The 13,345-nt window shown below is 69.6% G+C and carries 13 protein-coding genes; 7 read left to right on the forward strand and 6 right to left on the reverse strand.

Annotated elements, in window-relative coordinates; all coding sequences use genetic code 11:
* Positions 1-30 precede the first annotated feature (30 nt).
* Both J7E45_RS12925 and J7E45_RS12930 read right to left on the reverse strand, forming a co-directional pair.
* Positions 31-1,368 carry an MFS transporter gene (locus J7E45_RS12925; RefSeq protein ID WP_091032247.1) on the reverse strand — a complete coding sequence of 446 codons (1,338 nt, stop codon included), beginning with the start codon at positions 1,366-1,368 and terminating at the stop codon, positions 31-33.
* A 5-nt stretch (positions 1,369-1,373) separates the two neighbouring features.
* Positions 1,374-1,814 (reverse strand): MarR family winged helix-turn-helix transcriptional regulator, encoded by a 441-nt coding sequence (locus tag J7E45_RS12930; RefSeq protein WP_091031361.1) that lies wholly within the window; start codon positions 1,812-1,814, stop codon positions 1,374-1,376.
* Positions 1,815-1,872: 58 nt separating this feature from the next.
* Between J7E45_RS12930 and J7E45_RS12935 the strand changes: the two genes are divergently transcribed.
* The 6 genes from J7E45_RS12935 to J7E45_RS12960 all read left to right on the forward strand — a co-directional run bounded on the left by J7E45_RS12935 (position 1,873) and on the right by J7E45_RS12960 (position 8,042).
* Positions 1,873-2,610 carry a copper homeostasis protein CutC gene (locus tag J7E45_RS12935; protein WP_215069675.1) on the forward strand — a complete coding sequence of 246 codons (738 nt, stop codon included), beginning with the start codon at positions 1,873-1,875 and terminating at the stop codon, positions 2,608-2,610.
* 33 nt (positions 2,611-2,643) lie between these two features.
* Positions 2,644-3,501, forward strand: a complete 858-nt coding sequence (locus J7E45_RS12940; RefSeq protein ID WP_167632583.1) for an alpha/beta fold hydrolase — start codon at positions 2,644-2,646, stop codon at positions 3,499-3,501.
* A 176-nt stretch (positions 3,502-3,677) separates the two neighbouring features.
* Positions 3,678-4,415, forward strand: a complete 738-nt coding sequence (locus tag J7E45_RS12945) for a DUF1684 domain-containing protein (RefSeq protein ID WP_091031350.1) — start codon at positions 3,678-3,680, stop codon at positions 4,413-4,415.
* A gap of 68 nt (positions 4,416-4,483) precedes the next feature.
* The gene (locus tag J7E45_RS12950) at positions 4,484-5,533 is read left to right on the forward strand and encodes a biotin/lipoate A/B protein ligase family protein (RefSeq protein WP_091031347.1); all 1,050 of its coding nucleotides are present in this window, start codon (positions 4,484-4,486) and stop codon (positions 5,531-5,533) included.
* The gene (locus J7E45_RS12955) at positions 5,512-6,480 is read left to right on the forward strand and encodes a site-specific DNA-methyltransferase (RefSeq protein ID WP_308162121.1); all 969 of its coding nucleotides are present in this window, start codon (positions 5,512-5,514) and stop codon (positions 6,478-6,480) included. Before J7E45_RS12950 ends, J7E45_RS12955 begins: the two co-directional genes overlap by 22 nt.
* Before the next feature lie 50 nt (positions 6,481-6,530).
* Positions 6,531-8,042, forward strand: coding sequence for a carboxylesterase/lipase family protein (locus tag J7E45_RS12960; protein ID WP_215069677.1), 1,512 nt, complete (start codon positions 6,531-6,533; stop codon positions 8,040-8,042).
* Positions 8,043-8,062: 20 nt separating this feature from the next.
* Here J7E45_RS12960 and J7E45_RS12965 read toward each other — a convergent pair whose 3' ends face one another.
* From J7E45_RS12965 to J7E45_RS12975, 3 genes are read right to left on the reverse strand one after another with little or no spacing between them, the layout of a single operon-like run.
* Positions 8,063-8,410: a cupin domain-containing protein gene (locus J7E45_RS12965; protein ID WP_215069679.1), complete on the reverse strand. Its 348-nt coding sequence runs from the start codon at positions 8,408-8,410 to the stop codon at positions 8,063-8,065.
* Positions 8,407-9,810 carry an FAD-binding oxidoreductase gene (locus J7E45_RS12970; RefSeq protein WP_215069681.1) on the reverse strand — a complete coding sequence of 468 codons (1,404 nt, stop codon included), beginning with the start codon at positions 9,808-9,810 and terminating at the stop codon, positions 8,407-8,409. The genes J7E45_RS12965 and J7E45_RS12970 overlap by 4 nt, the downstream gene beginning before the upstream one ends.
* A 28-nt stretch (positions 9,811-9,838) precedes the next feature.
* Positions 9,839-10,306 (reverse strand): Lrp/AsnC family transcriptional regulator, encoded by a 468-nt coding sequence (locus tag J7E45_RS12975; RefSeq protein ID WP_215069684.1) that lies wholly within the window; start codon positions 10,304-10,306, stop codon positions 9,839-9,841.
* 100 nt (positions 10,307-10,406) lie between these two features.
* Between J7E45_RS12975 and J7E45_RS12980 the strand changes: the two genes are divergently transcribed.
* The gene (locus J7E45_RS12980; RefSeq protein WP_215069685.1) at positions 10,407-11,858 is read left to right on the forward strand and encodes a gamma-aminobutyraldehyde dehydrogenase; all 1,452 of its coding nucleotides are present in this window, start codon (positions 10,407-10,409) and stop codon (positions 11,856-11,858) included.
* A gap of 28 nt (positions 11,859-11,886) precedes the next feature.
* On the opposite strand, the gene J7E45_RS12985 is transcribed toward J7E45_RS12980, so the two are convergent.
* Positions 11,887-12,579, reverse strand: coding sequence for a M23 family metallopeptidase (locus J7E45_RS12985; RefSeq protein ID WP_251054219.1), 693 nt, complete (start codon positions 12,577-12,579; stop codon positions 11,887-11,889).
* Between the last annotated feature and the right edge of the window lie 766 nt (positions 12,580-13,345).

A 13,345-nucleotide genomic window follows, 5' to 3' on the forward strand; every position in this document is an offset into this window, starting at 1 on the left:
AGAGGGCGTTGACAAACCGAGGAAAGAGGCTCAGCCCTCGAGGTCGTTCCTCTTCGCCGTGCGGATGGGCGTGGTGACGGCTGCTTCGTCGCTGAACTCGATCGGGTCGGGCCGCTCGACCACACTCAGCGGGCGGGTCTCGTCGAGGGTGAGCAGGAAGCGGCGGTTCTCGGCGCGGCGCAGGCGGCCCGAGGTCGCCACCCAGATCACCCCGATCGCGCAGGCGACGAATCCGGCCGTACCGCCGAGCATGATGGCCGCGCGCGGACCGAAGGAGTCGGCGACCCACCCGGCGATGGGAGCACCCACGGGGGTCGAGCCCATGATGACGGCCATGTACAGGGCGAGCACGCGCCCGCGCAGCGCCGGCTCGGTCGTGATCTGCACGTAGCCGTTGGCGGTGGTGAGCAGCGTCACGATCATGAAGCCGGTGAAGGTCAGGGTGACGGCATACGAGGCATACGTCGGCATGGCGGATGACACGAACGCGGCGATGCCGAATCCACCGGCGGCGAGGATCACCACGCGCACCCGCGCGCGATCACGGCGAGCCGCGAGCAGCGCGCCGATCAGCGAGCCGATCGCGAGCACCGAGCTGAGCACGCCGTAGCCGTCGGCGCCCGCGCCGAACTCGAGCGCCATGGTCGAGGCGAAGATCGGGAAGTTCATGCCGAACGCGCCGATCAGGAACACCGTGACGAACACGACCCGCAGGTCGCTGCGCCCCCACACGTAGCGGAACCCGGCCGCGAGTCCGCCGCGGTTGCGGTTCTTCAGCCGTGGCGCGAGCAGGCCGGTGCGCAGCATCGACAGCGCGAGGATCATCGCGAGGAAGGTCGCGGCGTTCACGATGAAGACCCAGCCGGAGCCGATCGCCACGATCAGCAGACCGCCGACCGCCGGGCCGACCATGCGGGCGAGGTTGAAGGATGCCGAGTTCAGGGCGACCGCGTTCGAGGTGTCGCCCGTCGACACCATGTCGGAGACGAACGCCTGCCGGGCCGGAGCGTCGAACGCGTTCACGACACCGAAACCGAGGGCGAAGGCGAACATCATCGGCAGGGTCATCACATCGTTGAGCAGCAGCACGCCGACCGCGATGGCCAACCCCAGCAGTGCCGACTGGGTGGCGAACAGGATGTGGCGTCGATCGAAGCGGTCGGCCACCCATCCGGTGAGGCTCACCAGCACGAGCGGCGGACCGAACTGCAGCGCCATGGTGACGCCCATCGCGGTGGCGTCGTTGTCGGTCAGCTCGGTGAGCACGACCCAGTCCTGGGCGGTGGCCTGCATCCAGCCGCCGACGTTCGAGACGAGGGCGCCGGCGAACCAGATGCGGTAGTTGATGTTCGCGAAGGAACGGAACATGGCGCTCATCGCTCCACCACCCGTCGCATCAGCGCACTGGCTTCTCGGAGAGTGGTGAGCTCGGCCTCGGTGTACTCGACCTCGCGCAGCATGTCGGCCAGCAGCTCGTCGCGGCGGCGGATCGTCTCGACGACGAGCTCGACGCCGGCGTCGGTGATGTCGACCTGCACGCGGCGGCGATCTTCTTCATCGGGAGTGCGCACGACGAAGCCCTGCTCCTCGAGACCGTTGATGGTGCTGGTCATCGACGGTGCGGTCACGCGCTCGCGCACGGCGAGGGTCGAGATCGTGCGGCGGCCGTTCATGCGCAGGTCGGCGAGCACCGCCAGCTGGGCATCGCTCATCGAGTCGGCGGCCCGGGCGCAACGGAGGCGGCGGGCCAGCCGGAACGTGGCCATGCGCAGGTCTGTGGCGGTGAGGGCGAGGGATTCATCGGACGCAGACATTACTTAGATAGCCTATCTAATTTTCTGACACCATCGCGGCGCCGGGCACAATGGAGGAGTGACCCGAACACTCGCCTTGGAAATCGCCGTGCAGGACCCCGCCGGAGTGCGCATCGCCGCCGAGATCGGCGCCGACCGCGTCGAACTCGCCACGGCCCTCGCCCTCGGTGGACTGACCCCGTCTCCCGCCACGCTCGAGCTGGCGGTCGAGGCAGCCGGAGCGGACGGACCGGAGGTGCACGTGCTCGTCCGGCCGCGCGGCGGCGGCTTCCACTACACCGACGACGAGCTGGCGATCACCGAGCGCGACGTGCGCCGAGCGATCGCTGCCGGTGCCACCGGCGTCGTCATCGGCGCGCTCGACGCAGAGGGTCGCCTCGACCTGTTCGCCATGGCGCGGCTGCGCGATGCCGCGGGCGGAGCACCCGTCACCCTGCACCGCGCCATCGACGTGACGGCCGACCCCGTGGCGACGCTGCACAGCGCCCGCGAACTCGGCCTGCGTCGCGTGCTGACCTCGGGCGGGGCGTCCGCCGCGATCGACGGCATCGACACCCTGCGTGCACTCGTCGCCGCGGCCGAGGGCGAGATCGAGATCATGGCCGGTAGTGGAGTCGACGTCGCCAGTGCGCCGGTGCTCGCCGCGGCGGGGGTGGACGCGATCCACTTCTCCGCGAAGCGCTCGGTGATCGAGGAGGGCGGCGTGCGGATGGGGTCCGCCTCCGACGGCGTCGGCGGCTACGAGGTCACCGACCGCGACATCGCTTTCGCGATCCGGGATGCCGTCGCACGGTAGGCGCTCTCGGCCCGCGGTCGCTAGGCTCGCAGCGTGACGGATACGCGTGAGTTCACCGACGCCCATGGCGTGGCCATCGTCTACGACGTGCATCCGGCTGCGGGTACTCCGCGCGGAGTCGTGCAGCTCCTGCACGGTGTCGGCGAGCATGCCGGACGATACGGCGCCCTGATCGGCGCCCTCACCGGCGCGGGTTTCCACGTCTACGCCGACGATCACCGGGGCCATGGCCGCACCGGCATCCGTCAGCACGGCGGACCCGAGAAGCTGGGGCGACTCGGCATCGGCGGACTCCGCGCGGCCGAGGATGCGATCTGGCAGCTGACCGGGATCATCCGCGACGAGAACCCCGACCTGCCGCTGGTGCTGCTGGGCCACTCGTGGGGTTCGTTCCTGGCGCAGATGCTCGTGAACCACCACCCGGAGGCGTGGGATGCGGTGATCCTCTCGGGCTCCGCGCTGCGCACGCCCGGGTTCCTCAACGCGGCACCCCTGAACGCGCGGTGGGCGAAGGACGAAGACGCCACCGGGCTCGAATGGCTCAGCCGCGATCCCGCCGTATGGGCCGCGTTCGCCGACGATCCGCTCACGACCGACGTCCCGCTGCTCAAGCTCTTCGGTCCGATCGAGGCCGCGCGGCTCTACGGGCGTCCGGCCAAGGACCTGGGTCGCGACATCCCGATGCTGCTCCTCGTCGGTCGCGACGACCCGGTGGGCGGACCCCGCAGCGTGCACAAGCTCGCCGACGAATACCGCAGCCGTTCCGGGCTCACCGACATCACGACCCTGGTGTACCCGGATGCGCGGCACGAGATCTTCGCCGAGCTGCAGCAGGAAGAGGTGCGCGCCGACGTGCTCGCCTGGCTCGACGCGCACATCCCCGCGCGCTGAGAACCGTCCATCGCATTCCCGCTTCCGCGCGGTGTGACGCGGCGTTACGCCCGGTGAAGGCGTGTGACGGACCCGTTCTCCGGGCTCGGTGACGACCGTAGATTCGGGTCAGTATTCCGCGCAGGAGCGAGGAGCGCGCCGCTGTGCGGTGCCCTCGCACGGGAGGGACCGCACCGATGAGCTTCGTGAAGGACTGGCAGGACTGGCACGCGTCGCGCGAGCGCTACGCAGGGTCGGAGTACGGTCCGTCGGCGCTCGAGTCGACGAACTGGCTCATCACGGAGGCGGCAGCGGTCGACGGCATCCCCGGGCTCTGGGCGCTGACCGGCGACGGCGGCATCCGGGGGAGCGAGCTGGGTCAGACGGGATCGACCGTGGTGCTGCGCGGTTCGGAGAGCGTCCGCCTCGGCCGGCGTGAGCTACGGGTCTTCGATCGCCACGGTGCGCTGGCGCTGCGGGTGCTGAATCCGGCACGGCCGCAGCGCGAGTGGTTCACCGCGATCGACGCCTACGCGCCCGACGAGCGTTGGCGACTCCCCGCGGTGTTCGAGGCGACGCCCGACGAGCAGATCCTGATCACGTCGGTCGACGGTGAGGCCCGGGAGACGCCGGTCGCCGGGCGGTTGCGGTTCGAGCTGGCGGGGGCAGCCCAGACGCTGACCGTCACCAGGAACGGCCAGGGGGCGTTGAGCGCGGTCTTCGCCGACGGCACCAACGGCCTGGAGACGTACCGCTTCCGGTTCCTGCCGGTCGACGAGCCCGCCGCCGACGGCACGGCCGTGATCGACTTCAACCGCGCCTATCTGCCGCCGTGCGCGTTCTCGGACCAGTACGTCTGCCCGTTGCCGCCCGCCGGCAACCGGTACTCGACGCCGATCCGCGCCGGAGAGCGCGTGGTGGTGCTCGGGGGCTGATCCATCCGGTGGTTGCTCCGCCACGGCTGAGCCGCCGGATCGGGGCTCTCGCGCCTTAAGCTGGAACCGTGCACGGTGAATACAAGGTCCCAGGTGGAAAGCTCGTCGTCGTCGACCTCGAGATCGAGGACGACCGGATCGCCCGCTTCCGCCTCGCCGGCGACTTCTTCCTCGAGCCGGACTCGGCGCTCGACGACATCAACGCCGCGGTCAACGGGCTGCCCGCCGAGACGGACTCGACGGCGATCGCCGCGGCCGTCCGCAGTGCCCTTCCGGATGGCGCTCAGCTGCTCGGCTTCTCGCCCGAAGCCGTCGGCACCGCCGTGCGCCGCGCACTCGTGACGGCCCCGGGGTGGCGCGACTTCGACTGGGAGATCGTGCACGACCAGGCGGTCTCGCCGCGCATGAACCTCGCCCTCGACGAGGTGCTCACCGCCCGGGTGGGCGAGGGGCGACGGCGTCCCACCCTGCGCATCTGGGAGTGGAACGAGTCGGCCGTCGTGATCGGGTCGTTCCAGTCGTACCGCAACGAGGTCGACCCCGAAGGCGCCGCCCGGCACGGGTTCGACGTGGTCCGCCGCATCTCCGGCGGTGGGGCGATGCTCATGGCCGCGGGGCAGATCATCACGTACTCGCTGTACGTGCCGGCATCGCTCGTCGCGGGCATGACCTTCGCCGACTCCTACGCCTTCCTCGACGACTGGGTGCTGCAGGCGCTGCGGTCGCTCGGCATCGACGCGGTCTACCAGCCGCTCAACGACATCGCGAGCCCGACCGGCAAGATCGGCGGTGCCGCGCAGAAGCGCCTCGCCAACGGGGGAGTGTTGCACCACGCGACCCTGTCGTACGACATCGACGGCCAGGTCATGACCGAGGTGCTGCGCATCGGCCGCGAGAAGCTCAGCGACAAGGGAACCACCTCCGCCGCCAAGCGCGTCGACCCGCTGCGCAGCCAGACCGGACTCGAGCGCGCCGAGATCATCGAGCGTTTCAAGGACACCTTCCGCTCGCTGACCGACGCCGAGACGGGGTCGATCACGGCCGACGAGTATGCCGACGCGGAGGCTCTCGTCGAGTCGAAGTTCGCCACCGAGGCGTGGCTGCATCGGGTGCCGTGACCGCGGGCGCGGTCACCATCATCGAGGGCGACAACCTCGCCGTCGCGGCGACCCTGCCGTCGGGCTCCTTCACGCTCGTGTACCTCGACCCGCCGTTCAACACCGGCCGGACGCAGGGGCGGCAGGTGGTCACCGCGCGGCGGACGTTCACAACTCAGGAAGAGTCCGCAGATTCGGGCGCGGAGCCCGTCGAATCGAGCGATGCGGCACCGGTCTTCCTGAGTTCTGAACCGTCGGCGACCGAGACCGAGCCCGCGACCGAGGTGCGGCACGGGTTCCACGGGCATGCCTACGAGCGGGTGCGCGGGATGCTGCGCGCCTACGACGACCGCTTCGACGACTACGGCTCCTTCCTGATGCCGCGGCTCGAGGAGGCCTGGCGGCTGCTCGCCGACGACGGCACCCTGTACCTGCACCTCGACTACCGCGAGGCGCACTACGCCAAGGTCATGCTCGACGCCGTGTTCGGTCGGGACTGCTTCCTCAACGAGCTCATCTGGGCGTACGACTACGGGGCGAAGTCGCGCAGCCGCTGGCCCACCAAGCACGACACGATCCTCGTCTACGTGAAGAATCCGCGGGAGTACGTCTTCAACTCCGAAGAGGTCGACCGCGAGCCGTATATGGCGCCGGGACTGGTCACGGCCGAGAAGGCCGCGCGCGGCAAGCTGCCGACCGACGTGTGGTGGCACACGATCGTCCCGACGACCGGACGCGAGAAGACCGGCTACCCCACGCAGAAGCCGGAGGGGATCCTCCGCCGCATCGTGACCGCGTCGAGTCGCCCCGGCGACCGGGTGCTCGACCTCTTCGCCGGTAGCGGCACGACCGGCGCCGTGGCCTCGGCGCTCGGTCGTGATGCCGTGCTGGTCGATGACAACCCCGAGGCGATCGGGGTCATGACGACGCGGATGCCGCACGCTGAGGTCACATCGATCCTCGCCTGAGAGCGCTCGCGGTGTCGCCGCTCGCCGCCTGCGACCAGGAGAATGCTGTGATGACCGATATCGACTTCGAGACGACCGCCGAGTTCGTCGAGGTGACGACCGCCGCAGGACGAGTGCGCGGCCGTTGGCGTCCGACCACCGGAGGGCGCGGTAATCCGCGGTCGGCGGCATTCCTGGGCATCCCCTTCGCGGAGGCTCCGATCGGCGAGCTGCGCTTCCAGGCGCCCGTGCCGAAGGCGCCGTGGGAGGGTGTGCGCGACGCGCTCGAGTTCGCCGCCACCGCGCAGCGCGGCGATCCCGGCGTCACGCTCATCCCCGAGCCGAGCGTCGAGGGCGAGTCGACACTCAACGTCAACGTGTTCACGTCGAGTCCGACCCGCGCCGAGCAGGGAACCGGGATGCCGGTGCTGGTCTGGATCCACGGGGGCGGGTACTTCGCCGGCTCGCCCGCGAGCGTCTGGTACGACGGCCGCAACTTCAACCGTGACGGCGTCGTGACCGTGTCGATCTCGTACCGCCTCGGCTTCGACGGCTTCGGGTGGATCGAGGATGCTCCCTCGAACCGCGGCGTGCGCGACTGGCTGCTCGCGTTGGAATGGGTGCAGCAGAACATCGCCGCTTTCGGCGGAGACCCGTCGCGCGTCACGATCGCCGGCCAGTCCGCGGGTGGCGGTGCGGTGCTGACCCTGCTCGGGATGGAGAAAGCGCAGCACCTGTTCCACGGTGTCTACGCGATCTCGGGCGCGCTCGCCGATGTCGCCTCCGCCCGCGCCGAGACGTTCGGCCGCGGACTCGCTGCCGCAGGTGGGGTCGAGCCGACCGTCGCCGGGTTCTCGACCCTGGACGAGGAGCGCGTGCTCGAGCTGCAGAAGAAGGCGACCGAGCTCGGGCCGTCATCCGTCGGCAGCATGATCGAGGAGGGGCTGCCGCTCGGGCCGAGCATCGACGGCGATCTGCTGCCGCGGTCGACGCGCGAGGCGCTCGCCGCGGGCGTCGGCGCCGACAAGCCGCTCGTGCTCGGCGCGACCGACGACGAGTTCACCATGGTGTTCTCGGATGCGGCGAAGAAGCTCCGTTGGGTACCCCGGTCGCTCCTGCTGGGAAAGCTCGGGCTGCCGAAGGCCGCGCGCCGCGAGTACCTCGCCGCCAACGCCGACATCACGGGCCTCGGCAATGCCCGCATTGCCGGACGGCTGCTGACCGACCGGATGTTCCGCTCGGCGCTGCTGAAGGTCGTCGCCGATCGGGGCGCGGCGCCGACCTGGGTCTACCGGTTCTCGTGGCCGTCGGGGCGCTTCGGTTTTGCGGAGCACTGCCTCGACGTGCCGTTCTTCTTCGACTGCCTCGACGGGCCCGCGATCGAGCCGCTCGCCGGCCCGAACCCGCCGCAGCAGCTGGCCGATGAGGTGCACGGGGCGGCGGTCGCGTTCATCGTCGACGGCGACCCCGGCTGGCCGCGTCATCAGGGGGGTGCGGGCATCGTCCGGGTCTACGACGTGCCGACGCGCGACGTCCGCGATGCCTACGCCTCCGTGCGACCGCTGCTGGGCGAGTCGTCCTGACGATCTGAGCCGACCTGCCGTCAGGCCACGTACACCTTGCGGAGCGTCTCGGTCACGGTCCAGGTCGTGCGCATGCCCTCGGCGAGGCGCACCACCGAGCCGGGCCCGACCTCGAGGTCGGGCAGCCCCGGCGAGGCGAACGAGATCGTGGCGCGGCCGCTCAGCACGACGAACACCTCGTCGGACTCGGTGTCGGTCGCAGTGCCCGGGGTCATCTCCCACACGCCGACCTCGACCCCGCCGAGACTCGCCAACTCGTGCACGGCGGTCGTCGGGGCGCCGGCGAGCACCTCGCCCGCGGGCAACGGCTCGTGCGCGAGTGCGAGACCACGAGCATCCACCCCGCTCCCCGCCGCGAGAGCGTTCACGAGTCGAAGCCCATGCCGACGGCGTCGAGCGTCTTGAGGAACAGGTTGCGCTTGCCCTCGTTGTGGTCCGCCCGGTCCATGGCCGCGCGCACCAGGTTCACGCCGATCGAGGCGGCGGGTTCCGGCGGGAACGGGATCGGCTTCTCGCGCACCATCCGCAGCTCGGTGCGTTCGGTCGCCTCGCCCGACAGTTTGTCGAGCATGACGTCGGCGGCGAAGCGTGCGGCCCCCACACCCAGTCCGGTGAAGCCGGTCGCATAGGTGACGCGGCCCTTGCGGGCGGTGCCGAAGAACGCGCAGAAGCGGCTCGACGAGTCGATCGCCCCGGCCCAGCGGTGCGTGAAGCGCAAGCCCTCCAGCTGCGGGAACGTCGTGAAGAAGTGCGAGGCGAGCTTGCGGTGGCTCTCGATGCGGTCCTCGTACTCCGCACGCACCTTGCCGCCGTAGTGATAGACCGCGTCGTAGCCGCCGAACAGGATGCGGTTGTCACCCGTGAGCCGGTAGTAGTGGAACTGGTTCGCGCTGTCGGCGAGGCCCTGCCGGTTCGACCAGCCGATCGACGCGAGCTGTTCGGCGGAGAGCGGCTCGGTCATCAGCACGTAGTCGTAGACCGGCACGGTCATCTGACGGTTGCGTTTGAGGAGCGAGGGGAAGACGTTGGTGCCGAGCGCCACGGCATCCGCCACGACCCGACCATTCGGCGTGACCAGCGCGATCGGACCCGAGCCGTCGCCCTCGATGGCGCGCACGATGCTGTGCTCGTAGATCTCGACGCCGAGGTCCGCGGCCACGCGTGCCAGCTCGACGCCCAACTTGGCCGGGTGCACCATCGCCGAGCCCTCGCGGTCCCAGGCTCCGGCGAGGAACGTCTCGGAGTGCACCTCCGCCTGCACGGCTTCGCGGTCGAGGAAGCCCGGTTCGTCGCGGAGCCACTCGACCTGGTGCGGCTCGACCGCGACGGCCAGCTGACCGGTGCGCTCGAACTCCGCGTCCATGCCGTAGCGCGCGACGGTCTGCTCGATGCCGTCGAGGTTCTCGTGGCCCAGCTCCTCGAGCCGGTCGATCTCCTCGGGCCACCGGGTCACGCCGTTCTCATGACCGTGGGTGAGGCTCGACTCGCAGAAGCCGCCGTTGCGACCGGATGCCGCCCACGCGATCCGCGCTGCCTCCACGAGGACGATGCGGCGCTCGGGGTCGCGCTCCTTGGCGCGCACGGCGGTCCACAGCCCGGCGTAGCCGCCGCCGACGATGGCGAGGTCGGCGCGGACCGTGCCGTTCAGGCGCGGATGCGTCGGTCGATCGACATCGTCGAGCCAGAAGACGCGCAGAGCGGTGTCGCGCAGGGAGTCGTCGGCGACCCCCTGCGGCGGCTGCCGGCGTTCGAAGACGGTGGTTCCCATGATCACTCCGATGCGTCGGGGGTGCGCCTCAGCGCGTTCCCCAGTTGTAGAGGTCTTTGTAGAGGCCTGCGTAGAGCAGGCTCTCGGTGTGGACGATGCCCGGGATGGTGCGGATGCGGGTGGCGATGAGGGTGATCAGGTGCTCGTCGTCCTCGCACACGGCCTCGACGAGGATGTCGAACGTCCCGAGAGTGACGACGACGTAGGCCAGCTCGGGGATAGTGGTGAGCTCTTCAGCGATCGCGCGGGGGTCGCCGGAGACGCGGATGCCGATCATCGACATGCGGTGGAAGCCGAGCTGCATCGGATCGGTGACCGCGACGATCTGGATGATGCCGGCCTCGGTCATCCGCTGCACACGCTGACGGGCGGCGGCTTCGCTGAGCCCGACCTCGCGCGCGATCTCGGCGTAGGGGCGGCGGCCGTCCTCCTGCAGGAGTTCGACGATGCGCTTCGAGATGTCGTCCAGTGCAGGCTGGGCAGGCTTGGGGTTCATCTGTCGATATTGACAGTCATGGCTCGATCCTGCAACTGATTCAGTCGCTGCGTGCGGCCGATATCTTCCGATTCCGCAGGTCGCGCGCTACCATGACGGCATGTCCCGCAGCCTTCTGAAGAACTCCGCGCCGTTGCAGAACTTCATCGGCGGTCGCTACGTGCCCGCGTCCGGGATGGAACGGATGCCGCTCCTCGATCCTGTCACCGAAGCCGCCTACGGTGAACTGCCGATCTCCGACGGTGCCGACGTCGACGACGCCTATGCCGCGGCATCCGCGGCCTTCCCGCTCTGGCGTGACACGACGCCCGCCGATCGACAGCTGGCGCTGTTCCGCATCGCCGATGAGATGGAGTCGCGGGCCGAGGAGTTCGCCGACCTGGAATCGCAGGACACCGGCAAGCCGCGTGCGAGCCTCGTCGCCGACGAGATCATGCAGTCGGTCGATCAGCTGCGCTTCTTCGCGGGCGCTGCCCGCAGTCTCGAAGGTCGGGCGGCGGGGGAGTACCTCGCCGGGCACACGTCGTTCGTGCGCCGGGAGCCGGTCGGCGTGATCGGTCAGGTGACGCCGTGGAACTATCCGCTGAACATGGCCGTCTGGAAGATCGCGCCAGCGCTCGCCGCCGGGAACACGGTCGTGCTCAAGCCCGCGGAGTCGACGCCGTTGACCACGCTTCTGCTCGCCGAGATCGTCGCGCTGCACACCCCTGCCGGCACTCTGAATGTCGTGCTCGGCGATCGCGACACGGGGGTCGCGCTCGTCGAGCATCCGACCCCGCAGATGGTGGCGATCACCGGTTCGGTACGGGCGGGCATGGCGGTGGCGCGCTCGGCGGCGAACGACGTGAAGCGCGTGCACCTGGAACTCGGTGGCAAGGCGCCCGCGATCGTGTTCGCGGATGCCGTGCTCGAGAAAGCGGTCGACGGGATCATCACCGGGGCCTTCTTCAACGGCGGACAGGACTGCACGGCGGCCACACGCGTGCTCGTGCACGAGTCGCGGCACGATGAGCTCGTCGCCGCGCTGGTGGCGAGGGCGAAGACGCACGCGCGCACCGGTGGACCGCACGAGGAGGGGGTGCTGTACGGGCCGCTGAGCAGCGCGGCACAGCTCGCTCAGGTGCAGGGTTTCATCGACCGGCTTCCTGCACACGCGACCATCGAGACCGGCGGACGCCGCCAGGGAGACCGGGGCTACTTCTGGGAGGCCACGATCGTGTCGGGCGTGCGGCAGGACGACGAGGTCGTACAGGGTGAGATCTTCGGCCCGGTGCTCACCGTGCAGGCGTTCTCCGACGACGACGAGGCGCTCCAGTGGGCGAACGACGTGCCCTATGCGCTCGCGGCCTCGGTGTGGACGACCGATCACACGCGGGCGATGCGCTTCTCGCGCGACCTCGACTTCGGCTGCGTGTGGATCAACACGCACATCCCGTTCGTGTCGGACATGCCCCACGGCGGGTTCAAGCACTCCGGGTACGGCAAGGACCTCTCGCAGTACGGGTTCGAGGACTACACCCGCATCAAGCACGTGATGAGCGCGCTCGACTGAGTGGCCGCTGCCGAGTCGGTGGACCGGGTCAGCTCACGTGCGTCTGGAGCCAGGGCATCGGGTCGACGGCGACCGTGTTGATGTGGACCTCGAAGTGCAGGCAAGAGCCGAACACGTAGCCGGTCGATCCGACGTCGCCGATGTACTGACCCTCGTCGACGCAGTCGCCGACCTCGACCGCACGGGTTCCGTAGTTCATGTGCGAGTAGACGGTGCTGACGGCCTGTCCGTCGACGATGCTCTCGATCTGGATCGTCACGCCGTAGCCCTGGTAGCTCTCGGTGGAGCGGGAGACGCAGCCCTTCATGGCGGCGTTGATCGGCGTGCCGACGCCGGCGGCGAAGTCCTGGCCGAGGTGAGACCGGCCCGGGCGGGAAGCGCCGAAGCCATCGGTGAACGAATAGGTGCCGTCAGCCATCGGCATGACGATGCGATCGGCGATGGGGATGTCGACCGCGCTTCCGAGCGGCATGCCGGCAGCGAGTGCGGCCGCAACGGCACGGGAGCGCGTCTCTTCGATCTCTTCGGGCGTCGTCGCCGAGAAGGTCCCGCGCGGAGCGATCTCGGCACGGATCTCGTCTGAGGAGGAGGAAGATGCCGACGTCGGTGTGTAAGACTGCGCGGCGTCGGCTGCGGCCGCCGTGGTGAGGCTGGTGGTGGCGCCGGCGACCGCCCCTTCGCTGCCGGTGGCGAGCGCGGGCAGTGCGGCGCCGGTGACCATCACGCCGATTGCGAACGTGGCGCCGAGCGCCTTGGCCTTCGCCCACGGACGCTTCGCGCGGCGGGGACGGACCGGAGATGCTGCGGGCTTTCGCGCGAGACGCCCTCGCGGGTTCCGGGCGCGGCGGGGCTTGCCGGTGGCCTTCGAGTGCGACGGGCGTGGGGTGTCCGTGGCGGCGGTGTTTGCGGCGACGGGAGGCTGCGCGTCTGTGGGGGTGCTCGCGGCGACGGGGGACTGCGTCTCGGTGGATGCGTCGGTCGTGCGGGGAGGCTGTGCGTCCGAAGGTGCGTCCGCCGTACGGGGAGCTTCAGGAGTCGTGGGGGCGGAGTTCCGCCGATCGCGCCGCAGCAGCGGGCGGGGTGCGGCAGGCGCTTCTTCGGGGGTGTCCGGGGCGTCGTGAGCGCGCTCGGGTGGCAGGGAATTCGTGACGGGGTCCTTCCGGAGGGCAGATGTACGCGGCGGTCGATCCCCCCGGATGCCACCGTTACCGATCTGTAATTTAGTTGGCGAACCTGTGAGCGTCAAATCGAAGAGCGGATGATCGGCTCCGTTTCGTCGACGGATGCTCGGTCTCCGTCGACATCGGTAGGTGTGATGTCGACGTGGATACTCACACTCTGCCCTGGTGTGCGGTGTCCGCGTGCGTGATGGCGAACCTTGCTGCGGCGAGTGTGGACAAGTGCTTTGCTGGCGTTTCTGTGGAGAGATTGTCGGCGTTTCGCGTGTTTCGGAATATTGCTCTGGTCTGGGGTTATCGGGGTTCGAA

Origin of the sequence: Microbacterium sp. ISL-59 (genome assembly GCF_018613945.1) — a bacterium.
GTDB classification, from domain to species: domain Bacteria; phylum Actinomycetota; class Actinomycetes; order Actinomycetales; family Microbacteriaceae; genus Microbacterium; species Microbacterium oxydans_B.

Excerpts from the sequence above, each read along its gene's own strand:
- J7E45_RS12925 (WP_091032247.1), bottom strand. The coding sequence starts at position 1,368 with ATGTTCCGTTCCTTCGCGAACATCAACTACCGCATCTGGTTCGCCGGC.
- J7E45_RS12930 (WP_091031361.1), bottom strand. The coding sequence starts at position 1,814 with ATGTCTGCGTCCGATGAATCCCTCGCCCTCACCGCCACAGACCTGCGC.
- J7E45_RS12945 (WP_091031350.1), top strand. The coding sequence starts at position 3,678 with ATGAGCTTCGTGAAGGACTGGCAGGACTGGCACGCGTCGCGCGAGCGC.
- J7E45_RS12960 (WP_215069677.1), top strand. The coding sequence starts at position 6,531 with ATGACCGATATCGACTTCGAGACGACCGCCGAGTTCGTCGAGGTGACG.
- J7E45_RS12970 (WP_215069681.1), bottom strand. The coding sequence starts at position 9,810 with ATGGGAACCACCGTCTTCGAACGCCGGCAGCCGCCGCAGGGGGTCGCC.
- J7E45_RS12975 (WP_215069684.1), bottom strand. The coding sequence starts at position 10,306 with ATGAACCCCAAGCCTGCCCAGCCTGCACTGGACGACATCTCGAAGCGC.
- J7E45_RS12980 (WP_215069685.1), top strand. The coding sequence starts at position 10,407 with ATGTCCCGCAGCCTTCTGAAGAACTCCGCGCCGTTGCAGAACTTCATC.
- J7E45_RS12985 (WP_251054219.1), bottom strand. The coding sequence starts at position 12,579 with ATGGTCACCGGCGCCGCACTGCCCGCGCTCGCCACCGGCAGCGAAGGG.